We start from the raw sequence: 23,845 nt of genomic DNA, 5'->3' as shown, positions 1-23,845 counted from the left end.
AGAACAACCATGAAAACGTTCCGCATCACGCGCCGCGCCCTGCTAGGCACGGCACTCGCGACCCCCGCTCTGGCCCAGGGCTGGGCGCCGAGCCGGCCGCTGCGCTTCGTCGTGCCCTTCCCGCCGGGTGGCGCCACCGATGTGGTGGCGCGCGTCGTGGCCGACCGGATGCAGGCGAAGCTGGGCCAGCCGGTGACCGTGGAAAACCGCACCGGCGCCGGCGGCAATGTCGGCGTGGAGAATGTGGTTCGCAGCCCGGCCGATGGCTACACCATCCTGATGGGCACGACGGGCACGCTGACCATCAACCCGCATCTCTACACCAATATGGGCTTCAACCCGGCGACGGACCTGACGCCCATCGGCATGGCCTTCTCCACCGACCATGTGCTGATCGTGAACCCCTCCGTCCCCGCGCAGAACCTGGCGGAGTTCCTGGCGCTGCTGCGGGCGCGGCCCGGGGCGCTGTCCTATGGCTCGGGCGGCAACGGCTCCTCCACCCATCTGGTGCCGGAGCTGTTCAAGATGGTGGCGCGGGTGGAGATGCAGCATGTGCCGTATCGCGGCAGCGCGCCGGCGCTGAACGACACCGTCGCGGGCAATGTCCAGGTGATGCTGGACCAGCTTCCCTCCGCCTTGGCGCAGGTGCAGGGCGGCCGGGTGCGGGCGCTGGCGGTCACCGGCCCGCGCCGGTCCAGCCTGCTGCCGGACGTGCCGACCTTCGCCGAATCGGGCCTCGCCGACGCCCAGGCCACCTCCTGGGGCGCGGTGATGGCGCCCGCCGGCCTGCCCGAGGCGGCGACGGCGCGGCTGAGCACCGTGCTGCGGGAGGTTCTGGCGGAGCCGGGCGTGCAGCAGCGCCTGACGGCCGCCGGCGCCGATGCTGTCAGCTCCACCTCCGCCGAGCTCGCCACCACCATGCGGGACGAGACGGCGAAATGGGGCCGGGTGATCCGGGAAGCCCGCATCACCGTGAACTGAGGGCTGTCTTGCCGGGCGGCCGCGGCGTCGTCACGCTGCGGCCGCACCGACAAGGCCCTTCGTCCCATGCGCCACCTGCCCCGCTGGGCCTGGTTCGCCATCCTGCTGCTGCTTCTCGCCGCCACCGCCGGCATCCTGCTGGCCATGGGGCGGGAGCCGATCTGCAAATGCGGCAGCATCAAGCTGTGGCATGGGGAGGTGGTGAGCAGCGAGAATTCGCAGCATCTGACGGACTGGTACACGCCGTCCCACATCGCCCACGGGCTGATCTTCTACGCCGCCCTGCATCTGCTGGCCGGCCGGCTCGGCCTGATGCCGCGACTCGTCATCGCCACGGTGGTGGAGGCGGCGTGGGAGATCGTGGAGAACACCGAGGCGGTGATCCAGCGCTACCGCGAGGCGACCATTGCGCTGGACTACTTCGGCGACAGCGTCCTCAATTCCGTCAGCGACATCGCCGCCATGTGGGTCGGCTTCGCTTTGGCCGCGCGGCTGCCCGTCTGGGCCAGCGTCGCGCTGCTGCTGGCCATGGAGATCGGCGTGGCGCTGGTGATCCGCGACAACCTGACCTTGAACGTGCTGATGCTGCTCTGGCCGCTGGAGAGCGTGAAGGCCTGGCAGGCGGGCGGCTAGAGTGTGATCCGCGAAGGCGGAATCGCCGTAGCGGTGAATCACCCTCTCAGCAAAGCCTAAACCATGATCCGTGTTTACGGATCATGGTTTAGGCCGCCGCCTGTGCCGCCGCCGCCCGCAGGTCCGCCACGAAGTCGACAAAGCCGGCCTGCTGCGCGCCCTCGTCGGGCAGGCGCAGCAGATAGCTCGGATGGATGGTGGCGAAGACCGGATGGCGGGTGAGGCCGGTCACCACCTGGCCACGGGTCTTCAGCACCGGCAGCTTCCGGCCCGTCAGAGCCGCCAGAGCCGCCAGCGCCGTGGCGCCCAGCGCCACCACCAGGCGTGGCGCCACCGCCGTCACCTCCCGCGCCAGGAAGGGGCGGTAGTAGGTGATGTCGCCGGCGTCCGGGGATTGGTGCAGGCGACGCTTGCCGGTGGCGGTGAATTTGAAGTGCTTCACCGCGTTCGTCAGATAGGCCTCGCTTCGCGCCACGCCGGCCTGCGCCAAGGCGCGGTCGAGCAGCCTTCCGGCGGGTCCGACGAAGGGACGGCCGGCGATATCCTCCTCATCCCCCGGCTGTTCGCCGACGAACATCAGCGCCGCGCCGACGGGACCCTCCCCGAAGACAGGCTGCGTCGCGCGGGCGCTGAACGCCGGCAGGTCGGGGCGCGCCAGCAACTCCTCGCGCAGGGCGGCCAGGGCCATGGCCGGATCGGTGGGGGGCTCGATCGGGGTCCGCATATCCGGCGCAACGCGGGCCGGCGCGGAAAGATGCACTTGCCGCTGCGGCCGGGGATTCGGCGCCAGCAGCGCGGCCATCGCCGCCACGCGGCCGGGGGCTTCCGCCAGCAGGCGCGGGATCTCCGCCGCCTCCGGCAGGTTGCGCCAGTATTTGCGCGGCATCTCCGCCCGCATCGCGCCGGGCTTCAGCCGGGCCGGGTTGAAGATGGCGCCGTAATAGGTGCGCCACAGCGGCTCCGTCGCATCATCCGGCGGCACATCGGCGCGGCGCCCGCCCGGGCCGAAGGACAGCGCCGCGCCATCCCAGGCGACGCTGCGGCGCGGCGTGACGATGGACCAGCGGAGCGAGGCGAAGCGGCGGACGAAGAAGCCGGCCTCGGCCTCCTCGATATGATGGTCCGGTTCGAACCAGGCGATGTGGCGCGCGCCGTCCTCCGCCTGCACCTCCCGGAATCGGACGAAGGCGTGCATCTTGTGGGCGTCGCGCCGCACCGCCTTGGCCAGGGCGCCGAGGCGGATCACCGCCGGGTCGGTCGCCGCCTGCATCACATGGCGTTCACCCCGCGTGATTCGCCAGAGCAGGCCGTAGAGCAGGGCGAAGCGTTCCGGGTCGCTGTGGCGGATGGCGATCTCCGCCTGGTCGAGGAAGGCGCGCGGCACGCTGAAGGGCGCGGCGGAAGGGGGCGGTGCCGGCGCCTCCGCCAGCAGCCCCGGCATGTCGCCCGCCACCACCCATTCCGCCTGTTCCGGCGGGATATCGGCCGCCACCAGCCCGCGCGCCGCCTGGCGCCAGGCGAGGAAGTCGGCCGGGCCGGGCAGCGTCACCGCCAGGCAGCGCATCAGAACAGCGCCATTTGCACCGGCCGGGCGGCGGCGGCGAAGGCGGTGGCCGGGCGCAGCCGGTCGCGCAGACCGCCGCTGTCCAGCCCGCGCGGCACATGGTCCGCCAGCACCAGGAAGGGCAGCACCTTGCCCAGGCTGACCCGCAGCCGCGCCAGGTCGGCGACGCGCAGCCGGCTGTGGCGCCGGGCCGAGATCAGCCGCTCGACCGTTTTCGCGCCCAGGCCGGGCACGCGCAGCAGCGCCTCCCGCGGCGCGGTGTTCGCATCCACGGGAAAGTCCTGGCGGGATTGCAGCGCCCAGGCGGTTTTCGGATCGAATTCCAGATCCAGCATGCCGCCCTGGCCGCCGGCGAGGATTTCCGCCTGGGAGAAGCCGTAGAAGCGCAGCAGCCAATCCGCCTGGTACAGCCGGTGTTCCCGCAGCAGCGGCGGCGCGGCGGGTGGCAACAGGCGGGAGGCATCGGGGATCGGCGAATAGGCGGAGTAGTAGACCCGCCGCATGCGATAGCCGGCGTAAAGATCACCCGCCATGCCGAGGATGGCGCCGTCATCCGCGCCATCGGCGCCGACGATCATCTGCGTGCTCTGCCCCGCCGGCGCGAATTTTTGCGGCGATGCGCGCCGCGCCGTTTTCAACTCATCCTGCGCCCCCTCGATCCGCGTCCGCAGCCCGGCCATGGCATGGCGGATGCGGGAAAAATTCTTTTCAGGGGCGAGGGATTCCAGGCCGGCGACGGTCGGCAGCTCCATGTTGATGGACAGCCGGTCGGCATGCAGCCCAGCCTCCGCCAGCAGTTCCGGCGCCGCGTCGGGGATGGTCTTCAGGTGGATATAGCCGCGGAAGCCGTGATCCAGCCGCAGGCTTCGCGCCACGCGCACCAGCTGCTCCATCGTATAGTCCGGGGAGCGGATGATGCCGGAGGACAGGAACAGCCCCTCGATCGTGTTGCGGCGATAGAAGCTGAGGGTGAGGTCCACCACCTCCTGCACCGTGAAGCGCGCGCGTGGCGTGTTGGAGGAGGCGCGGTTGATGCAATAGGCGCAGTCGAAGACGCAGGCATTGGTCAGCAGCAGCTTGAGCAGCGAGATGCAGCGCCCATCCGGCGCATAGGCATGGCAGATGCCGCTGCCCTCCGTGCTGCCCAGCCCGCCCTTCAGGCTGTTGCGCCGGCTGGTGCCGGAGGAGGCGCAGGAGGCGTCGTATTTCGCGGCATCGGCGAGGATCTCCAGCTTGCGCAGCAATTCCATTGAAGCGGGTCCCGGCGGTTTAGTTCATGATATGTTCTGTTCGACAAACCGCAAGGGCGCCTCACCGGCGCCCGCATGGGTATCGGTCCGCGATTTCGTGATATTTATGAACAACGGGCCCGGCCTCCCATCTTGTCTGGGACATCTCAGCAGGTCCAATATTGGGATAATGCCTCATGAAGACAGCCATCACCCCGTGGAGACAGACCCCGTAACGGGGGAGGTCACGCGCAGCCTGGCCTCCATCCTTGCGGAGCTGCGGCAACTGGCCCTGGTGGCACTCGATTCCGGTCATCCGCTCGCCGCCGCCCGCATCGCAGGCACTGCGGATCTGCTGGAGGTGGACAGTCTTTCCCTGCCGCCACGCCCCAGCTACCGGGGGCGCTGACCGGCGCGAGACGGCCCTGGCCCATCATGCCCTGGCGTGATGGTCCCTTGCCGCCGCCGCCACATCGGTGATCTGCCGTTGCATCGCCAGCAGCGGGCGGTTGTCGGCCAGGCTGAACAGGAAGGCGTTCTCCGCGAAAGCGTCGCGCAGGTAGTGGCCGCTGGGCACCGGGCAGCCCGGATAGGTCAGGCGCAGGAACTGCACCAGCAGCAGCGAGCGCACCATATGCACCGCCACCAGGTCGCGCAGCAGGATGATGGTCTCCATCTCCCGCTCCAGATGCGCCAGCAGGTTCATCGCGGTGAACCAGGGCCCATGCCGCAGCAGCCGGATGCGGTCGGGGTAGAGCAGCAGGTGCCCGCCCATCCCGTGCAGATGCGCGATCGGCGCCGGGCCGCCGTGATCCGCCATCTCAGCTCCCGAGCGGCGCGACGCGGACGGTCAGGTCGCCGCGCCCCGTCATCTCCCCGACCAGGGTGCCGCCCGCGGCGGGTACCGGCAGCATGCCGGTCTGGCTGCCGAGGGTGATGACCTCCCCGGCCTGGGGCAGGTGGCCGAGCGCCATGCAGCGGTCGCGCCAGGCGCCGATCAGCGCCTCCAGCGGCATGGCGCGGTGCGCGCCCTCACGCCGCGCCACCTCGATGCCATCCACGGTCAGGCGCATGGCGAGGGTCTCGACATCCGGCCAGGTCCAGGCACCGGTGGCGGGGCCGAAGACGCAACTGCCGTTGGAGACGCAATCGGCCAGCTTCTCCAGCTCGCCGGCGGGATGGCCGGCGGCGAAGCGCGTCTCGACGAATTCGAACAGCAGGACGAGGTCGGCCAGCTCCGGCAGGTCCGCGGGCTGAAGGGCGGCCAGTTGCGCCGCATCCAGCCCCTGGCGCAGCCGCAGCGCCACTTCCAGCTCCATCGCCGTGCCGGGCGGCAGGTGCAGCGGCACCTCGGCCACCGGGTCCAAGGCCACATTGGGCAGCGGGGCGGCGATGGGCTGGTGTAAGGTGCGGCCAACCTTCCAGCCGGCGATGGCCCAGCCCAGCGCGGCATAGGTCGCCACCTGAATCGCCTCCGCCTCCGCGATGGTCCGGGGTTTCAGCGCCTCCGGCAGGCCGGGGATGGGCGCGCGCCGGCCCCGGCGGATATCGGCCAGCAGCGCGGCGGCGCCGGCGATGCGGGATTGCGGGGTGGTCTCGGTTTCGAACATCGGCTGCTCCTGCCCTGTGCCGCGCGGTGGCGAAGGGTAGGGCGAAGCGCGGCCCGGCGGAACCGCCCCGGGCGAGGATCAGGCCTCGGCCAAGTGCTTCCCCGGGGCTGATGCCATGCCACGGACCGGCGGGATGCGGCGCCGGGGGGATGTTCCGGCGCCATCCGCGTCCCGCAGCGCTGCCTCGACCCGCATCCCCTGGATGATGCGCTGGTCGACGTTCTCCGAGCTTCGGCTGGCCAGGTCGGCGCCGACACCCGGGCCGGCGGTGCCGTCCTCGACGAAGGCGCGCCCGCCCACGACGACCAGCAGCGCCGGGTTGCGGGAGGCACGGCGTGCCTTGGCGATGGTCTTGGCGAGTCGCGGCAGCGAATCCTCCCGCCGGAACGCCGCACTCAGCGACAGGTCCAGCACATCGATCCAGCTTGCGGAGAGCAGGTCCTGCAGAGCCCGGTCGCTGGTGGGGAAGGCGATCTGGGGTGCCCAGCCCGCCCCCGTCAGCCATTCGGAATCGAGACCCGCCATAAGCTGGTGCAACTCCCCCGGAACCGGGGCGACCAGCACATTCGGCAGGTCGCCGAGCGGAATGCCGCGCGGCACATCGACGCCGAGCAGCCGCACCGCCGTCTGCAGGCGGCACAGCCCGAGCGTCACCTCGAATTCGCTGCAGATGTCGTTGTTCCACAGATCGCCCAGGCTCCGCGCCGCCGGTTCGAACAGCGGCGCGTAGAGGTGCCGGGGATCGGCATCGCCCCCCCGCAATTCGCGGATGAGATCGAGGGCGGCCGTCTGGTCCGAGGCGATGAGGAGCTCCGCGAGTTCCGCGGCCCGGGGATTGACCGCGGGCGGCATCGTCTCGGTGCTGTCCCGCCCATGCCGCTGCAACAGCATGGGAATGACCGAATCGCGGATCACGGACTTCAGCACCGCGGCGGAGGCCTGGCCCAGCGCCGTCCGCACCAGCGCGGCTGCTTCCTGTCCGCCGGCCTGTGTGGGATCCAGGGGCACGGGGCTCAACCGGACCAGAAGGCCGGGCGCGGCCTTGGGCTGGCGCCGCAGGTTTTCGATGACCTCGGCCGGTGGTTCGATGACCTCGTCCGGCCAGGCGAATGTCCTGGCGCCGGGCGCGGCGAACTTCATGTCCCAGCCGCTGAACCGGCGCGCGGGCGATCTGCGCCGGGACAGGATCTCGACGTCGGTATGGCGCCGGTCATTGTGGATCGAGTGCATCACCCGATCGACCCCATCGGGGGGGCCTTCCAGCCACTGGAAGAAATGCGTGTCGTCGTAGAGCATCACGCCCGTGATGGCCTCGCCTTGATTGCGGGCCTGGGCGGTCTGGACGAGATGCCGCAGCGCCGGGCCGGGAAGCGGTGCGACCGCCCGGCTGCGATAGACGATGGTGGCGAGGGGCGGCGGGGTGGACCCCTGCCGCGCATCTGTCCTGGCCCCGATCCCCGCCGAAAAAGCCATGGCAGAACCCACCTCTCCCCATGCCGGAAATTGGGCATGCAGGGACGAGCGGAAACATCACAGCAAGCTGTGGCGAATCACACGACCCTGCCGGAGCACCCCTCCCGGCGATTCTTTGCTACGGCAGGTCTTCCAGTGCGCGGACCGACATCGGTATCCGGCCTGGATTGTTCGGCGCCATGGACAGATCCGGGCGCCGGCTCATCGCGCTGCCTTGCATTGGGATCTGGTCAAGGTTCGCACCCTGCCAGAAGACCTTCTTGCTTCTTCGCAGACAGCGCATGAACGCCGTAACGACCGCATGCTCGCAACGGAGCCTGTGGGATGTCAAGGATGTTTGACGGGCGGTGACTCATTGGCTTGACGATACGGGGCATTGGTCGCGTATTTCAGCGCCTTGCCGTGCCGGAGGGCCCTCCTTGTTGACAAGGCGGCCTGACGATTGGTCAGACCGGGCTGCCGTTCCACACCGGAAAGCTTCCGCTGGCCACCGGCAGTCCGGGGCGGCGCCAGGCGGCGCGCCAGGCGACCTGGTCGAAGACCATGCCCATATGCACGAATCGGCCGCTGCCGCTGACCTCGATCTCGGCGACGGCGTCGCGCAGGGCCGGCGGGATCTGGGCCATCGCATGGGCGACCAGCTCATGCCTCGGCACGCCGTGAATGCTCTCGGCATCGATGGGCATCCGAGGCAGCGGGGGCATGAAATCGAAGGGCATCAGAAGACTCCGTGGCACCGGGAGGTGGAGAGGCCGGAGGCCCGATCTTCGGGTAACAAGGCGGCCGCTCTACAACCTTGGGTTGGGTGCATTAGACGCAACTGCTGTTGATGGTGGGTTAACGGCGCCCGGCTCTTTCCGCGGCGACGACGATGGGCCATCTGCTGGACATGACACGTCGCCGCATCCTCGGGGCCGCCGCCGCCCTGGCCCTCGCCCCCTGGGTCTCCCGCCCCGCTCTGGCCCAGCAGGGCGCCGCCCAGGGGGGCATCGACCGCACTGCGCTGGGGCGGGTGGAGGCCTATCTCAATGGCCTGCGCACCCTGCGCGCCCGCTTCCTCCAGGTGGCGCAGAACGGCGCCTCGGCCCAGGGCACGGCGCTGATCAGCCGCCCCGGCCGGATGCGCTTCGACTACGACCCGCCGGAGCCGCTGCTGCTGGTCGCCGCCGGCGGCCAGGTGCTGATGTATGACCGGGAGTTGCGCCAGCCCACGGCGGTGCCCGCCTCCTCCACCCCGCTCGGCGTGTTGCTGCGGCCGGAGATCCGGTTGTCCGGCGACATCACCGTCTTCGGCATGGAACGCTCGGGCGGCTTCCTGCGGGTCGGGCTGCACCGCACGGAGGCGGCGGCGGAAGGCCGGCTGATCCTGGCCTTCGCCGAGGACCCGCTGGAATTGCGGCAATGGACCGTGCTCGACGCCCAGGGGCGGGAGACGCGGGTGACGCTGTATGAGGTCGAATCCGGCATGACGCTGGACAACCGCCTGTTTGACTTCAACGATCCGCGCTTCTTCGAGGGTGAGGCCGCGCGGCGCTGAACCGAAGGGCGGCGGTCGCTAACCCGTTTCTTCTGGCCTTTCAGGTCCCGGCATGCCATAGGCCGCGCGGGTCGGTCCCGGATGCGGGAAAGACCTTCGCTGCGATGGCAGCGGAAGCCTCGCGGACCAGCCGCGCCCGGATGGGGCGATGACGGCGCCTCCGGCCACATGGGCGGCCTGCTTCCAGCGCCGTCCCCATCGCGTTGCGCCTGGACAGGTCCGGGTACAGCGCGCGGTGGGACCCATGCCGCCCGAGTCGCCGCGTCCCCCCGGGATCGGATAACCCCCCGGCCTCCGCCTTCGTCGCGTTCCGGCTGCCTGCGCGTTTCGCGCCCGGGCGGCTTTTCGCTGTGGCCCCGCATCCGGCGGGGTCAAGAAGGACGCTTCATGTTCGACAAGTATTTCCGCAAGGACATTTCCTGGGGTGGCCAGCTTCTGACGCTGGAGACGGGCAAGGTTGCCCGCCAGGCGGATGGCGCGGTGATGGCCCGGCTCGGCGACACCATCGTCCTCTGCACCGTGGTCGGCGCCCGTTCCGTGAAGCCCGGCCAGGACTTCTTCCCGCTGACCGTGAACTACCAGGAAAAGGCCTTCGCGGCCGGCAAGATCCCGGGCGGCTTCTTCAAGCGCGAGGGCCGTCCCTCCGAGAACGAGACCCTGGTCTCCCGCCTCATCGACCGCCCGCTGCGCCCGCTGTTCCCGGAGGGTTTCCGCAACGAGGTCCAGGTGGTCGCGACCGTGCTGTCGCATGACCTGGAGAACAACCCGGATGTGGTGGCCCTGGTCGGCTGCTCCGCCGCGCTGACGCTCTCCGGCATTCCCTTCTTCGGCCCGGTCGCCGGCGCCCGCGTCGCCTATATCGACGGCGGCTATGTGCTGAACCCGACCTCCGCCCAGCTCCAGCAGTCCCAGCTCGACCTGATGGTCGCCGGCACCGCCGAGGGCGTGCTGATGGTGGAGTCGGAGGCGCAGGAACTGTCCGAGGAGGTCATGCTCGGCGCCGTCGAATTCGGCCACAAGTCCTTCCAGGCGGTGATCCAGGGGATCATCGAGCTGGCCGAGGTCGCGGCCAAGGAGCCCTGGGCGCTGCCCGAGGCCAGCGAGAGCCAGAAGACCCTGTCCGCGCGCATTACCGAGCTCGGCCGCGCGCCGATGGTCGAAGCCTACAAGACCACCGAGAAGCTGGCCCGCCAGAACCAGGTCGGCGCGGTGAAGAAGGCCGTGTTGGCCTCGCTGGAGGCCGAGGGCCTCGATGCCGGCGCCGCCAAGGGCCTGCTGAAGGCGCTGGAAGCCGATGTGGTCCGCAACGCCATCCTCGACACCGGCATGCGCATCGACGGCCGCGACACCAAGACCGTGCGCCCGATCGTGGCCGAGGTCGGCGTCCTGCCGCGCGCCCACGGCTCCGCCCTGTTCACCCGCGGCGAGACCCAGGCGCTGTGCGTCGCCACGCTGGGCACCGGGCAGGATGAGCAGATCATCGACTCCCTCGCGGGCGAATACCGCGAGAACTTCATGCTGCATTACAACTTCCCTCCCTACTCGGTGAACGAGACGGGCCGCATGGGTTCTCCGGGCCGCCGCGAGATCGGCCATGGCAAGCTCGCCTGGCGCGCGCTGCACCCGCTGCTGCCCGAAAAGGAGAAGTTCCCCTACACGATGCGCGTCGTGTCGGAGATCACGGAATCCAACGGTTCCTCCTCCATGGCGACCGTCTGCGGCACCAGCCTCGCGCTGATGGACGCCGGTGCGCCGCTGAAGCGCCCCTGCGCCGGCATCGCCATGGGCCTCATCAAGGAAGACCGCGGCTTCGCCGTGCTGTCCGACATCCTGGGTGACGAAGACCACCTGGGCGACATGGACTTCAAGGTGGCGGGTTCGGAGAACGGCATCACCGCGCTCCAGATGGACATCAAGATCACGTCCATCACCTTCGACATCATGAAGATCGCCCTCGGCCAGGCCAAGGACGGCCGCCTGCACATCCTGGGCGAGATGGCCAAGGGCCTTTCGGGCGCCCGTGGCGACGTGGCCGCGACGGCCCCGCGCATCACGGTCATCCAGATCAACAAGGACAAGATCCGCGACGTGATCGGCTCCGGCGGCAAGGTGATCCGCGAGATCACGGAGCAGACCGGCACCAAGATCGACATCGACGACGACGGCACCATCAAGGTGGCGGCGACGACGGTGGAGGCCGCGCAGAAGGCCATCGACCGGATCATGGGCATCGTGGCGGAGCCGGAGATCAACAAGATCTACAACGGCAAGGTGGTGAAGACCGCCGAATTCGGCGCCTTCGTGAACTTCCTCGGCGCCAAGGACGGGCTGGTCCATATCTCCGAACTGGCCAATGAGCGCGTCCAGAAGACTAGCGACATCGTCAAGGACGGCGATGCGGTGAAGGTCAAGGTCATCGGCTTCGACGACCGCGGCAAGGTGAAGCTGTCCATGCGGATGGTGGACCAGGCGACCGGCGCCGACATCTCCGAACAGGTCGGCGCCCGCCGGCCGCGTGAGGAAGGCGAGGGTGCCGGTGGTGCCGAACGCGCGCCGCGCGGTGACCGTCCGCCGCGCCGCGACGGCGAGCGCAGCTTCCGCCCCCGTCGCGACGAGGGCTGATTCAGCAAACCGCGGGGGGCCCCCTCCCCCTGCGGCGGTTGGAACGCCATATTGAGGTCACGCGCGCGTCATCAAGACGTGACGCCGCGCAACCCATAGAGTCCCGGAGCCCAAATCCTTGAAGGCCATCAACCCGATCCGCATGGGTGGCGTGGACGTTCTTCCCCTCGTTGAGGGTGGCAAGGGCGTCGCGGTTTCCAATGGCGCGACCTGCGGCGGCTGGGCATCCGGCGGCGGCGTCGGCACGTTTTCCGCCGTCAACGCCGACAGCTACGATGCCGACGGCAATGTGATCCGCCAGACCTATTCCGGCCGCACCCGACGGGAACGGCATGAGGAGCTGGTGGCCTATGGCATCGCCGGCGGCATCGCCCAGGCGAAGGAAGCGCATGAACGCTCCAACGGCCAGGGCCGCATCCACACCAATATCCTGTGGGAGATGGGTGGGGCGGAACGTGTCGCCCGCGGCATGCTGGAAGGGGCCAAGGGCCTGATCCATGGCATCACCTGCGGCGCCGGCATGCCTTATCGCCTGGCCGATATCGCCCGCGACTACGGGGTGCACTACTACCCCATCATCTCCTCCTCCCGCGCCTTCGCCGCGCTGTGGAAGCGCGCCTATTCCAAGACCCGGGAATGGCTGGGTGGCGTGGTCTATGAGGACCCCTGGCTGGCCGGCGGCCATAACGGCCTGTCGAATTCCGAAGATCCGAGGAAGCCGGAGGATCCCTTCCCGCGCGTCCTGAAACTGCGCCAGCAGATGCGCGAATTCGGCCTGGGCGACGTGCCGATCATCATGGCCGGCGGTGTCTGGTGGCTGGAGGAGTGGGAGGACTGGATCGACAATCCCGATCTCGGTCCGATCGCCTTCCAGTTCGGCACCCGCCCCCTGCTGACGCAGGAAAGCCCGATCAGCGAGGCCTGGAAGCAGCGCCTGATGACGCTGAAGCCCGGCGATGTCTCGCTTCAGGCCTTCTCGCCGACCGGCTTCTATTCCTCCGCCATCCGCAACGAATTCCTGCGGGAGCTGGAGGACCGGAACGAGCACCAGGTGGCCTATACCAGCGAGCCTGTGGGCGACCATGTGGCCGAATACGGCGTCGGCCCGCGGAAGCGCCTGGTCTACCTGACCGAGCATGACCGCGCCCGGGTGCAGGGCTGGGAGGCGCAGGGCTTCATCGAGGCGATGCGCACGCCCGACAATACGCTGATCTTCGTGACGCCCGACCAGGCGCAGGAGATCATCAAGGACCAGGTCGACTGCATGGGCTGCCTCAGCCATTGCCGCTTCTCGAACTGGACGCAGAACGAGCCGGATTTCTCCACGGGCAAGAAGGCCGATCCGCGCAGCTTCTGCATCCAGAAGACCCTGCAGGACGTGGCGCATGACGGGGCGCTGGACCGCAACCTGATGTTCGCCGGCCACAACGCCTTTCGCTTCGCCAGCGACCCCTTCTATTCCAACGGCTTCGTGCCGACGGCCAAGCAGCTCGTCGAGCGGATCATGACGGGACGCTGAGGAACCCAAGGGTCACGGCGCCTGACAGGGCCGGGACCCTTGGTGCCGGCCTGCCCTGGCGAAGACAGCTGACGCAGGCCCTTCACGCCGACCCTCTGGCAACGGTATCCTTGTCCGGCTGTCCGGAGAGCGATCCCGCCCATGCGCAACCTTCTGCATGCGACCGACCGTGACCGCCTGGTCGCCCATCTGCGCGGCACGATGCTCCGGGATGTGACGGTCGGGGCCCGGCGGCTCATGGCGCTGTCGGACTCGGAAGCGGCGGGCTTCTGCGCCGTGCCGGCCAATGCGCAGGTGGCGGAATTGCTGGCGCAGCCCGACATCCGCGATGCCGACCCGGCCTTCGCCGATGGCCTGCTGGATTTCGTCATGGCGATGGCGGAAACACCGCTGCCCTGCCGCCGCGCGGCGCTCGGCGCGACCGAGGTGGTGCGCGACGACCCCCGGAACTTCGAGATCCGCACCCCGTTCCACCGCTTCACCGGCGATCTCTCGGCGGGCGTGGTGATGCAGCAGATGGTGGATGAGGCGGCGGCGCCCGTCGTGCACACCGGCAACCTGGTCGAATTCCGCGCGGGCCGCTTCCGCAACGGCATCGATGCCGAGGATACGATCACCGATTTCGCCCTGGACCGGAAGGATGGCGCCATCATCCTGCGGCATGAAAGCCGCATCACCGGCAAGGCCGGCCTGTTGCGGCCCCGCACCACCGACATCGGCACGCTGCGCTACGACTACACCATCACCCCCGGCTCCCCGATCCTGCAGCTCAGCGTGACCTTCACCGCCAGGCGGCGGATCGGCAAGCTGCGGCTCAGCACGGCGCTCGACCAACTCGGCGCCGGTGGACTGGACATGGCGGAAGGCCGGGTCACCGGCACCAATGCGGAATGGCGCGATTTCGCCGCGCCACAGGCGGCCGGCGTCAGCGTCTGGGCGGAACGGCAGCCGGTGGCGCATCTGGCGATGGGCGTGGCCGGCTGGCCGGAAACCGGCCCCACCTTGCATCTGCGCCCCGGCGCGCCGGACAAGGTCATGTCCGTGAAGGCCATCGCCGCGCGCCCACAGGCCTTGCACTGGGTGATACTGCGGCATGGCCCGGTGACCCTCAGTGTCGGGGAAGCCCTGGTGGTCCGGGAGGAGCGGTTGCTTGCCCCCGGGCTGGCGGCCGAGAAGGCCGCGTCCATCATGGCGGCCGCCGGCCCGGCCGGCGCGGCGATGGCGGGGCTGGAACTGGACCCGCTGCCCCCCAACGGGGCGGCGCTGAATGCGGTGGCGACGCAGCTTCTGTTCGCCGCGCGCGGCGCCTATCGCACCGCGCTGCCGGCGATGCGGGTGGCGGCGCTCCAGGCCTGGTTCGACAGGCAGATGGCGGCGCTCCAGGCGGGCGAACCGGCCCTGCCCGACCTCGCCGGCGCCATCCTGGCGGCGGAGGCGCGGCGGCGGGCAGGGGCGGAGGTGCCGCTGGACGCGCTGGTGCGGCGGTTGATCGGCCTGCAGCAACCTTCGGGCACTTTCGAGGATCGGCCTGGCCTGCCGGCGAGCCTGGTGGGGCAGGCCCTGGCGCTGCTGGCGATGGCGCGCGCCCTGCCGCATCTCGACCCGCCGCTGCTCGCCGATCCCATCGGCCGGGCGCTGGCGGCGGTGCAGCCGGGGCTGACGGAACTGCAGGATGGTGGCCGGCTGATGCGGCTGGAAGGGCTGGTGCTGGAAGGGGGCGCCGCCTATCCGCTGCGCAGCCATGCCGAGGCGCTGGGCCTGATGGCGCGGGCGGCGACCGCCGTGGCGCTCGTCGCCGAACTGCGGCCGGAGGCGCTGCCCTTGGCGGCGGTGAACCAGGCGCAGGCGCTGCATCGCAAGGCGGTGGCGCTGCTGCGCCCGCTGGTCCGGCCGCAGGGCCAGGCGCTGGTCGTGCAGCCCTCGCCGCTGGGCGGGGCGCCGAATGCGGCGGGGCAGGCGGCCCTGGTGCTCGGGCTGACGCTGCCCGATGCGGCGATGCTGCAACAGCCGGTCGCGGCCTGAAGGTGCCGCGTGCAAGGTTCGTCCTCGCCCTGCTGATGCTGCTGGCCGGCTGCGCCAGGCCGGTGCCGCCGCCCCCCGCCGCGTCGCCGCCACTGCCTTATCCGCCGGCCGCCGCGGAACGCGTGCTGCGCCTGGCCCTGGGGGAATGGCGCGACTGGGGCGGCGTGGTGCGGGAGGCCTGGACGACCGCGCCGGAAGGCCCGGCGCCGGAATCGGACATGGCGAATTTTCCCCGCGTTCTGGCCTATTGGCGCGCGGTAGAGGATGATGAGGGCGCGATCCGCGACAACCGGCAGATCTATGCCACCGCGGTCTGGGGCATGGGCGGCACGACCCTGTGGTCGAACCCGGCCTGGTCGGCGGCTTTCATTTCCTGGGTGTTCCGGACCGCGGGCGTGGATGCGCGGGAGTTTCCGCCGAACGCCACCCATTCCCTGTATCTGGACGCGCTGATCGCCGATGCCGCGGCCTATCCGGCCACCGCCCCCTTCCTGCCGCATGCGCCGGGGGACTATGCGCCGCGCCTGGGCGACCTGGTCTGCTTCGACCGCAGCCGCAACCGGCTGCGCCACTGGTCGGAACGGCGGGCGGAGGCGGGGGTGCCGCGTCCGATGCATTGCGACATCGTCACCACCGTCGCCCCCGGCGTGGTGGAGGTGGTGGGCGGCAATGTGGGTGACACCGTGACCCTCACCCGGTATCCGGCGGATGCGGCAGGCTATCTGGCGTCGCCGCCGGCGGGCCGGGCGCCCATCCTTCTGGTCATGGAAAGCCGCCTCGGCCGCCTGCCGCCCTTCGCGCCCTGAACAGGATCCTTGTTCCTATGACCGATCTGTTTTCTCCGTTGACCATCCGTGGCGTGACGCTGCCCAATCGCATCGGCATCTCGCCCATGTGCCAGTATTGCTGCGCGGATGACGGCAAGCCGACCGACTGGCACCTGGCGCATCTGCTGCAGCGCGCGCTGGGTGGCGCGGGCATGGTGATGGTGGAGGCGACCGCCGTGCTGCCCGAAGGCCGCATCACCCCCGGCGATGTCGGGCTGTGGGAGGATGGGCAGATCCCGGCCCATGCGCGCCTCGCCGCCGCCATCGCCCATGCCGGCGCGGTGCCGGCCATCCAGATCGGCCATGCCGGCCGCAAGGCCAGCCGGGCGCCGGCCTGGGTGGACGAGCCGGCGTCGCCGGGCTGGGAGATCGTCTCCTCCGCCAACCTGCCGATGGGCCATTTCGCCGCGCCGCGCCCGATGACGGAAGCCGAGATCCTCGACCTGCCCGCGGCCTTCGCCGCCACGGCGAAGCGGGCGGTCGCGGCCGGCTACAAGGTGATCGAGCTGCATGGCGCGCATGGCTATCTGATGCACCAGTTTCTCTCGCCCATCTCCAACACCCGCAATGACCAGTGGGGCGGCGATTTCGAGGGTCGCACCCGCCTGCCGCTGGCCATCGCCCAGGCCGTGCGCAAGGCGGTGGGGGAGGATGTGCCGCTGTTCCTGCGCATCTCCCACACCGACTGGATCGAGGGCGGCTGGACCACGGCGGAGAGCATCGCATTGTCGAAGCGCATGGCCGCGCTGGGCATCGACCTGATCGACGTCTCCTCCGGCGGCATCGACCCGTCCCAGAAGATCGTGCTCGGCCCGGGCTATCAGGTGCCGGGGGCGGAGGCGGTGAAGCAGGGTGCCGGCGTGCTGGTTTCCGCCGTCGGTCTCATCACGGAGCCGGAGCAGGCCCAGGCCATCATCACGGAAGGCCGCGCCGACCTGGTGCTGCTGGCCCGCGCCACGCTGCGCGACCCCTACTGGCCGATGCGCGCCGCCGTGGCGCTGGGCCGCGTGGACGCCATCCGCACGCCGCCGCAATACGACCGCGCCTGGGGCAGCATCGCGCGCATGGCGATGCGCGTGGAAACCGGCGCGCCGATGCCGCCGCTGGGGTGAGCTGAAAAGCCTCTCCCCCCGTCGGGGGGAGGAGCAGGCGCTCAGTCCACCTTGATATCGCCCGCGCGGATCACCTGGTCCCACTGCGCGATCTCCGCCAGCAGCCCCGTCCGTGCCTCCTCCGGCGTGCTGCCGACCGTGTCGAAGCCCAGCTCGGTCAGGCGGGCGCGGGTGGCGGGGCTGGCGATGGCGCGGCGGGCGGCCTCGGCGAGGCGGGTCACCACCGGCTCCGGCAGCCCGGCCGGGCCGATCAGGGCGTTCAGCAAAGCGGCGTTCACCTGCGGGAAGCCGGCCTCCGCCATGCTCGGCACCTCCGGCAGCAGGGCGGATCGGGTGGCGCCGGTGATGGCCAAAGCGCGCAGCCGGCCGCCGCGCACATGCTCCGCCATGGCGGGGATGGTGCCGAAGGCCATGTGGACGCGGCCGGCGATGAGGTCCGTGATCATCGGCCCGCCGCCGCGATAGGGCACATGCAGGAAGGTGAAGTCGGCGGCGAGGCGGAACTGCTCCCCGGCCATATGCACCGCCGTGCCATTGCCGGCGGAGCCGAAGGTCATCTCGTTCGGCTTGGCCTTGGCGTCCCGCACCAGCGCCGCCGCGTCCTGCCAGGGCGCATTGGCCGGCACCACCAGCACCAGCGGCGACCGCACCAGCAGGGAGACGAAGCTGAAGTCGCGCCGCGTGTCATAGGGCAGGCGACTGCCGAGCAGGCCCGGATTGACCACGAAGGCGCTGTCGATGACGCCCAGCGTGTGCCCATCCGCCGCTGCCGTGGCGATGGCCTGGGTGCCGGTGACGCTGGCGCCGCCGCCGCGATTCTCCACGGCGAAGGACTGGCCGAGCGACTGCGACAATTCCTGCGCCAGCAGCCGGGCCGTGATGTCCGTGGCGCCACCGGGCGGATAGGGCACGACCAGCCGCACGGGGCGGGTGGGGTAGGACTGCGCCAGAGCGGGCGCTGCCAGCCCGGCGGCCAGGGCGGTGCCGAGCAGGGCCCGGCGGCGCATCGTCATGGTCATCGGCGGTTTCCTCCGTGTTGTTCTTTTTCAGGCGGTGCCCAGGCTCCAGCTTTCCGTCAGCCAGGGCGCCAGGCGCTCCGGGTCCAGCTCCAGGCCGATGCCCGGCTCTTCCGGCAGCCGCACCATGCCGGCCGCATCCAGCTCCGGCGTGCCGAGCAGGGTCAGCAGCGGGTTGGGCGTCGCGTCGTATTCCATGAAGGGGTAGGGCGCCGGCCCGCCGCCGCGCCGCGCCGGCAGCAGGGCGGCCATCTGCAGGGCGGCGTGGAAATTCACCAGCGTGCCGAAGACATGCGGCATCACCGGCAGGTCATAGGCATCGGCGAGGGCCGCGACCTTGCGAAATCCCGTAAAACCGCCGCAGACGGTCAGGTCCGGCTGCAGGACGGAGAAGGTGCGGGCGGCCAGGAAATCGCGGAAGGCGGCCAGGCTGGCCAGCGCCTCCCCGCCCGCGATGGCGCAGGGCACGGCGCGGGCGACGGTCTGGTAGCCGGGGATATCCTCGGGCTGCAGCGGCTCCTCGATCCAGAGCAGTCCGGCCTCCTCCATCCGTCTGGCGGATTCGATGGCGGAGCCTACGCCGTAGCCCTGGTTGATATCGACCATCAGCGCGATGTCCTCGCCGACCTGCCGGCGCATCGCCCTGGTCATCACCCCATCGGCGCGGGGGTCGAAGCCGGCGCGGGGCTTGATGGCGCGGAAGCCGCGGCGCAGCAGGGCGTCGATCTGCTCCGGATAGGCGCCATAGGGCGCAGGACCCTCGGCGATGAAGGGGCCGCTGGCATAGGCCAGCGCCCGGTCGCGCAGTGCCCCGCCCAGCATCGCCGCCACGCTGATGCCCTGGCTGCGGGCGGCAGCATCGTGCAGCGCCATGTCGATGGCGGAGGCCGCCATCATCGCCGGGCCGCGCCGGTCATAGCCCAGCGTGCCGAGCATGGCCTGGTAGATCCGACCGTAGTCGCCCACGGGCTGGCCCAGCACCAGCGGCGCCAGCTTCGTCCTGATCAGCGCCGCGGCGGCGAAGGGCGACGCAAAAACCTCGCCCCAGCCGACCACGCCCGACTCCGTGGTGACGCGGACCAGCAGGAAATCGCGGCGGCGGATGAAGGTGGAGGCATTGCCCAGCGCCGGCGTCGGGCTGAAGCCGGCGTGGAAACCCTGGATGCTGGCGATCTTCATGCGTTTCCCCGGGCGCCCTTTTTCCGATCGCGCCTGACCGGGAGGCTGCGGCGGGGAGATCATGCTGTCAAATCGCAAGATGTGCTGACATCATGTCCATATGGCTATGAACCTCAACCTGCGCGAATTGCAGGTGTTCCGCGCCGTGATGGAGCAGGGTGGCGTCACGGCCGCCGCTTCATCGCTCGGCATGTCCCAGCCCGCCGCCAGCAAGATGCTGCAGCAGGCGGAGGAACGGCTGGGCTTCGCGCTGTTCCTGCGCCAGCGGAAGCGCCTGGTGCCGACGGCGGAGGCGCATGCGCTGCTGCCGGAACTGGTGGGCGCCTTCACCGCGCTGGACGACCTGGGACGGCTGGCGGAGGACCTGCGCGGCGGGCGTTCCGGCCTGCTCGCGCTGGTCGCCGTGCCGGCACTGACCACGACATTGCTGCCTCGCGCCATCGCCCGTTTCCGCGCGACGCGGCCGGAGGTCTTTCTCACCCTGCGGGCGGTGACGGCGATCGAGGCGGTGAACCTGGTGGCGGACCATCGCGCCGACCTGGCGCTGATCCTGGGCACCACGCCGGATGCCCGGACCGAAGCGCGCAGCCTGTTCACCTCCGAGATCGGCTGCGCCCTGCCGGCGGGGCATGCGCTGGCGGCGAAGCGCGCGCTGCATCTGGCGGATATTCTCGACCAGCCGCTGATCTCGCTCGGCCCGCAGCAGCCGGTGGGCGCGGTGCTGCACCGGGCGCTGGCGGAGGCCGGGCGCAGCGGGCGGATCGCGATGGAGGTCTCGCAATCCGCCATCGCCTGCGCCCTGGTGCGGGAGGGGGCGGGGATCGCGGTGCTGGATGGGGTGGGGCTGCAGGAAGCGCGGTCGCAGGGGTTGCTGGTGCGCAAGCTGCTGCCGCGCACCCGCCTGGCCGTCAGCCTGCTACGGCCGCGCCACCGCGCGCCGTCGCGGCTGGAACAGGATTTTGTCGCGGTGCTGGATGGGGTGGTGGGGGAGGAGGCGCGCGCGCCGTGACGCGCGCCCCGTCGTTCAGGCCCAGTCGTTCAGGCCCGGTCGTTAGGCCCGGCCGGCGGCCTTGTCGGCCTCGTAGCGGGCCTTGGTTTCGGCATTGGCCGGGTAGAGGCCGGGCAGGGCGACGCCCTTGCCGACCTCGACCATGATCCAGGCCTCCAGCCGCTCCTGCTCCACCGCGGCATCCACCACGGCATCCAGCAGCGCGGCTGGGATCACCACGGCGCCGTCCTGGTCGGCCACCACGATGTCGCCCGGCACCACGGTGACGCCGCCGCAGCCGATCGTCTCCTGCCAGCCCACAAAATTCAGCGCGGCGACGGAGGCCGGCGCCACATAGCCCTGGCAGAACACCGGCAGGCCGGTGCCGATCACGCCGGCGCCGTCGCGCACCATGCCGTCCGTGACCAGCCCCGCAACGCCCTTCTTGGCCATGCGGGCGCACAAAATGTCGCCGAAGATGCCGGCGGCGGTGCTGCCCATGGCATCCGCCACGGCGACGGCGCCTTCCGGCATCGCCTCGATCGCGGCGCGGGTGGAGGTGGGGGAGGCCCAGCTATCGACGGTGGCCAGATCCTCGCGCGTCGGGGTGAAGCGCAGGGTGAAGGCGGGGCCGACGATGCGCTTCGTCGGGCCGGGCTCCAGCGGGCGGCTGCCGGCGATGTAGCAGAAGCGCACGCCCTTCTTGAGCAGCACCGTGGTCAGGGTGGCGGTGGTCACACCCATCAGGGCGTCGCGCTGTGCGGGGGTCATGGGCCGGGCTCCGTGTGCTTCGATGCCGAAGCTTGAAGCGCGACGCGGGCCGTCCGTCCAGGGTGCGGCCTGACGTGAACTGATACCAGCGGACCGGTCTCTTGACCGGCCCGAGCGCCCGAATGGGCGCCGCGGCTTATGCGTCGCGCCGAAGGCGCGCCTTCGGCGCGACGAAGCCCAGGAACCCGGAGGTTTCCGCCCGGCGCTTGAGGGGGCCCGGAGCGGTCACGCGATAGGGCCGTTGGTATGAGACGCGATCGGCAAGGGCTGGCTGCGGCAGGTGGCGGCGGTCGTGGAAGGGCCTTCGATTACGGCGCAACGAGCGGAGGGTGTCCGCCGGCAAACTCCCGCATATCCCGCGCCGTCATACGGAGACGCCACGGTGGAACTGAAGAACAAGACGATCATCATCACGGGAGCCAGCAGCGGTATCGGCAAGGCGGCGGCCCTGCTGTTCGCTGCGGAAGGCGCCAATGTGGTGCTCGGTGCACGTCGGGCGGAATTGCTCAGGCAACTGGCCGGGGACATCGAACGGACGGGCGGCCGCGCCGCCGTACTGGCTGGCGATGTGAGAGAGGAGGGTTTCGCCGAAGCCTTGGTCGATGCCGCCAGGTCCGAGTTCGGCGGATTGCACGGCGCCTTCAACAATGCCGGCATTGTCGGCCCGATGAGCGCCGTTGCTGACATGGAGCTGACGACCTGGCAAGAGATCATCGACGTCAACCTGACAAGCGCGTTTCGGGCGGCGAAAGCTCAGATCCCGGCCTTCGGACAGGGCGCGGGTTCGATCGTCTTCACCTCCTCCTTCGTGGGGTTCAGCAATGGAGGCATGCCCGGGATGGCAGCCTACGCCGCCTCCAAGGCCGGGCTGATCGGCCTGGTGCGATCCCTGGCTTCGGATCACGCGGCAGCCGGTATCCGCGTCAACGCGCTACTGCCGGGTGGCACGGTCACGCCGGCTGGGGGCGAAGGCAATGCGGCGGTCCTGGATCTGATCGCCACCCTTCACCCGATGCGGCGCATGGCCACGGCGCATGAGATTGCGCAGGCAGCCCTGTTTCTGCTGTCGGATCGCTCCTCCTTCATGACCGGCAGCCCAATGCTGGTGGACGGCGGCATCTCGGTCCGCCTCATGTGAAACCGCCCGGAGGTCACGGTGTTGGCACCCGGGCTAGCGCTACGCCCCAGGGTGGCAGCGTGCCCTGCGGGTCAGGCAGCACGTGATCCGCCAGCGGCTGCGCGCCCACCAGCAGCATGGGCGGCACCGGCGCCGGCTGGCCCGAGAGGTTGAACAGGCAGCGCAGCCGCGCCCCGCTCGCCGCATCCACCCGATCGAAGCCCAGCAGCGGCGCCGGCAGGTCGAGCGGCTCCAGGTCGCCGGTGATCATCGCCGGATGTTCGTGGCGCAGTTTCAACAGCGCGCGGGTGAAGTGCAGCGGGCTTTCGGGGTCCGCCTCCTGCGCATCGATCGCTAGCGGCAGGTGCGTATCGGGGACCGGTAGCCAGGGCGTGCCGGTGCTGAATCCGGCATGGGGCTTCGACTGCTGCCAGGGGATCGGGGTGCGGGACCCGTCGCGACCGGCGAAATCCGGCCAGAATTCGATACCGAAGGGATCGCGCAGCGCCTCGAAGGGCAGTTGCGCCTCGGGCAGCCCCAGCTCCTCGCCCTGATAGACGCAGATGCTGCCGCGCAGGGTCAGCAGCAGGGCCAGCAGCAGCCGCGTCACCGCCGGCTGCGCCACGCCGCCCGGCGCCCAGCGGGTGGCGGCGCGCACCACATCGTGGTTGCTGAAGCACCAGCAGGCCCAGCCATCCGGATTGGCGGCGGCCTGCACCAGCAGGCTGGCGATGGTGTGGTCGAAGGCGCCGCGCAGCGGGGCGAGCGTATAGGCCATGTGCAGCAGCCCCGGCCCGGTGGAGCGTGCCACCCGGGCATGGGCGCCGGGCTGCGACGACAGCTCCCCCAGCAGCGCGCGATCCGGGAAGGCATCTGCCGTGGCGCGGAAATGCCGCAGGATCGTCGGCGTCTCGGGCCCCATCATGTCGTATTGGTGGAGCTGCATGCCGAAGAGTTTCGACGGAATCTCCGGCTTCGGCGGTGCCGCCGGATTGTCGCGCAGCGCCGGGTCGCGATGCATGAAGTCCAGCGCGTCGATGCGAAAACCGTCGACGCCGCGCGACATCCAGAAGCGCATGATCTCGCCCACCGCATCCCGCGTGGCGGGCTCGGCCAGGTTCAGCGCCGGCTGGTCGGCGAGGAAATGGTGCAGGTAGTATTGCCGGCGCCGGCTTTCCCAGCGCCAGGCCGGGCCGCCAAAAACGGAAAGCCAGTTGTTCGGCGGCGTGCCATCCGGCCGCGGATCGGCCCAGATGTAGCGATCCGCCAGCGGCCCGGTCCGCCGCGCCCGGCTTTCGATGAACCAGGGATGCTGCACGCTGGTATGGCCCACCACCAGGTCCAGCATCACCTTCAGCCCGCGCGCATGGGCGCCGGCCACCAGGGCGTCGAAATCCGCCATGGTGCCATAGGCCGGGTCGATGGCGCAGTGGTCGGCGATGTCGTAGCCGAAATCCGCCTGGGGCGAGACATAGATCGGCGAGAGCCACAGCGCGTCCACGCCGAGGCTGGCGATATGGTCCAGCCCGGCGAGCAGGCCGCGCAGGTCACCCACCCCATCCCCGTCCGAGTCCCGGAAGGACCTCGGATAGACCTGGTAGATCACCGCACCCTGCCACCATGCCGTCATGCATCCGCTCCGCCT

The 23,845-nt window shown here is 70.3% G+C and carries 21 protein-coding genes; 11 read left to right on the top strand and 10 right to left on the bottom strand.

Going from position 1 to position 23,845, the window contains the following annotated elements:
- The first annotated feature begins 9 nt into the window (after positions 1–9).
- Entirely contained in the window at positions 10–981 is a 972-nt protein-coding gene (locus JJQ90_RS06625; protein ID WP_216873639.1) for a Bug family tripartite tricarboxylate transporter substrate binding protein, read from the top strand.
- 66 nt (positions 982–1,047) lie between these two features.
- Positions 1,048–1,614, top strand: coding sequence for a DUF2585 domain-containing protein (locus JJQ90_RS06620; protein ID WP_216873638.1), 567 nt, complete (start codon positions 1,048–1,050; stop codon positions 1,612–1,614).
- Positions 1,615–1,702: 88 nt separating this feature from the next.
- Here the strand turns inward: JJQ90_RS06620 and JJQ90_RS06615 are convergent, their stop codons facing one another.
- Both JJQ90_RS06615 and JJQ90_RS06610 read right to left on the bottom strand, forming a co-directional pair.
- Positions 1,703–3,178, bottom strand: a complete 1,476-nt coding sequence (locus JJQ90_RS06615; RefSeq protein WP_216873637.1) for a UdgX family uracil-DNA binding protein — start codon at positions 3,176–3,178, stop codon at positions 1,703–1,705.
- Complete coding sequence (locus tag JJQ90_RS06610) at positions 3,178–4,428, bottom strand: putative DNA modification/repair radical SAM protein (protein WP_216873636.1); 1,251 nt, start codon at positions 4,426–4,428, stop codon at positions 3,178–3,180. The genes JJQ90_RS06615 and JJQ90_RS06610 overlap by 1 nt, the downstream gene beginning before the upstream one ends.
- A 196-nt stretch (positions 4,429–4,624) precedes the next feature.
- Here JJQ90_RS06610 and JJQ90_RS06605 point away from each other — a divergent pair, with 196 nt between their 5' ends.
- Positions 4,625–4,816 carry a hypothetical protein gene (locus JJQ90_RS06605; protein WP_216873635.1) on the top strand — a complete coding sequence of 64 codons (192 nt, stop codon included), beginning with the start codon at positions 4,625–4,627 and terminating at the stop codon, positions 4,814–4,816.
- 24 nt (positions 4,817–4,840) lie between these two features.
- Here the strand turns inward: JJQ90_RS06605 and JJQ90_RS06600 are convergent, their stop codons facing one another.
- From JJQ90_RS06600 to JJQ90_RS06585, 4 genes are all read right to left on the bottom strand, one after another.
- Positions 4,841–5,227 (bottom strand): hypothetical protein, encoded by a 387-nt coding sequence (locus tag JJQ90_RS06600; protein ID WP_216873634.1) that lies wholly within the window; start codon positions 5,225–5,227, stop codon positions 4,841–4,843.
- Position 5,228: 1 nt separating this feature from the next.
- A complete protein-coding gene (locus tag JJQ90_RS06595) occupies positions 5,229–6,017 on the bottom strand; it encodes a hypothetical protein (RefSeq protein ID WP_216873633.1) in 789 nt (262 codons plus the stop codon).
- Between the two features lie 78 nt (positions 6,018–6,095).
- Positions 6,096–7,490 (bottom strand): BLUF domain-containing protein, encoded by a 1,395-nt coding sequence (locus tag JJQ90_RS06590; RefSeq protein ID WP_216873632.1) that lies wholly within the window; start codon positions 7,488–7,490, stop codon positions 6,096–6,098.
- Between the two features lie 446 nt (positions 7,491–7,936).
- Positions 7,937–8,209, bottom strand: a complete 273-nt coding sequence (locus tag JJQ90_RS06585; RefSeq protein ID WP_216873631.1) for a hypothetical protein — start codon at positions 8,207–8,209, stop codon at positions 7,937–7,939.
- 152 nt (positions 8,210–8,361) lie between these two features.
- Between JJQ90_RS06585 and JJQ90_RS06580 the strand changes: the two genes are divergently transcribed.
- The 6 genes from JJQ90_RS06580 (at position 8,362) to JJQ90_RS06555 (ending at position 17,129) form a co-directional block, all read left to right on the top strand.
- Entirely contained in the window at positions 8,362–9,027 is a 666-nt protein-coding gene (locus JJQ90_RS06580) for a LolA family protein (RefSeq protein WP_230410356.1), read from the top strand.
- 387 nt (positions 9,028–9,414) lie between these two features.
- Complete coding sequence (gene pnp / locus JJQ90_RS06575; protein ID WP_216873630.1) at positions 9,415–11,649, top strand: polyribonucleotide nucleotidyltransferase; 2,235 nt, start codon at positions 9,415–9,417, stop codon at positions 11,647–11,649.
- A gap of 118 nt (positions 11,650–11,767) precedes the next feature.
- Positions 11,768–13,168, top strand: coding sequence for an NAD(P)H-dependent flavin oxidoreductase (locus tag JJQ90_RS06570; protein ID WP_216873629.1), 1,401 nt, complete (start codon positions 11,768–11,770; stop codon positions 13,166–13,168).
- 141 nt (positions 13,169–13,309) lie between these two features.
- Positions 13,310–15,190 carry a hypothetical protein gene (locus JJQ90_RS06565; protein WP_216873628.1) on the top strand — a complete coding sequence of 627 codons (1,881 nt, stop codon included), beginning with the start codon at positions 13,310–13,312 and terminating at the stop codon, positions 15,188–15,190.
- Positions 15,191–15,192: 2 nt separating this feature from the next.
- Positions 15,193–15,996 (top strand): DUF2272 domain-containing protein, encoded by an 804-nt coding sequence (locus JJQ90_RS06560; protein ID WP_329959389.1) that lies wholly within the window; start codon positions 15,193–15,195, stop codon positions 15,994–15,996.
- Between the two features lie 17 nt (positions 15,997–16,013).
- Positions 16,014–17,129, top strand: coding sequence for an NADH:flavin oxidoreductase/NADH oxidase (locus JJQ90_RS06555; RefSeq protein ID WP_216873627.1), 1,116 nt, complete (start codon positions 16,014–16,016; stop codon positions 17,127–17,129).
- Positions 17,130–17,170: 41 nt separating this feature from the next.
- Here JJQ90_RS06555 and JJQ90_RS06550 read toward each other — a convergent pair whose 3' ends face one another.
- Together JJQ90_RS06550 and JJQ90_RS06545 are read right to left on the bottom strand one after the other, a co-directional pair.
- Positions 17,171–18,148 (bottom strand): tripartite tricarboxylate transporter substrate binding protein, encoded by a 978-nt coding sequence (locus JJQ90_RS06550; protein ID WP_216873626.1) that lies wholly within the window; start codon positions 18,146–18,148, stop codon positions 17,171–17,173.
- Positions 18,149–18,175: 27 nt separating this feature from the next.
- A complete protein-coding gene (locus JJQ90_RS06545; protein WP_216873625.1) occupies positions 18,176–19,324 on the bottom strand; it encodes a mandelate racemase/muconate lactonizing enzyme family protein in 1,149 nt (382 codons plus the stop codon).
- A 100-nt stretch (positions 19,325–19,424) separates the two neighbouring features.
- On the opposite strand from JJQ90_RS06545, the gene JJQ90_RS06540 reads away from it, so the two are divergent.
- Positions 19,425–20,333: a LysR substrate-binding domain-containing protein gene (locus JJQ90_RS06540; protein WP_216873624.1), complete on the top strand. Its 909-nt coding sequence runs from the start codon at positions 19,425–19,427 to the stop codon at positions 20,331–20,333.
- 42 nt (positions 20,334–20,375) lie between these two features.
- Here the strand turns inward: JJQ90_RS06540 and JJQ90_RS06535 are convergent, their stop codons facing one another.
- Positions 20,376–21,083 (bottom strand): ribonuclease activity regulator RraA, encoded by a 708-nt coding sequence (locus JJQ90_RS06535; RefSeq protein WP_168049130.1) that lies wholly within the window; start codon positions 21,081–21,083, stop codon positions 20,376–20,378.
- 382 nt (positions 21,084–21,465) lie between these two features.
- On the opposite strand from JJQ90_RS06535, the gene JJQ90_RS06530 reads away from it, so the two are divergent.
- Positions 21,466–22,221: an SDR family oxidoreductase gene (locus JJQ90_RS06530; protein ID WP_216873623.1), complete on the top strand. Its 756-nt coding sequence runs from the start codon at positions 21,466–21,468 to the stop codon at positions 22,219–22,221.
- A 13-nt stretch (positions 22,222–22,234) separates the two neighbouring features.
- Here JJQ90_RS06530 and JJQ90_RS06525 read toward each other — a convergent pair whose 3' ends face one another.
- Positions 22,235–23,830: an alpha-amylase family glycosyl hydrolase gene (locus tag JJQ90_RS06525; RefSeq protein ID WP_216873622.1), complete on the bottom strand. Its 1,596-nt coding sequence runs from the start codon at positions 23,828–23,830 to the stop codon at positions 22,235–22,237.
- Positions 23,831–23,845 lie beyond the last annotated feature (15 nt).

The sequence above is a fragment of the Falsiroseomonas oleicola genome, assembly GCF_019029495.1.
Taxonomy (GTDB): domain Bacteria; phylum Pseudomonadota; class Alphaproteobacteria; order Acetobacterales; family Acetobacteraceae; genus Falsiroseomonas; species Falsiroseomonas oleicola.
This window is presented reverse-complemented; position numbering and strand designations above follow the sequence as displayed.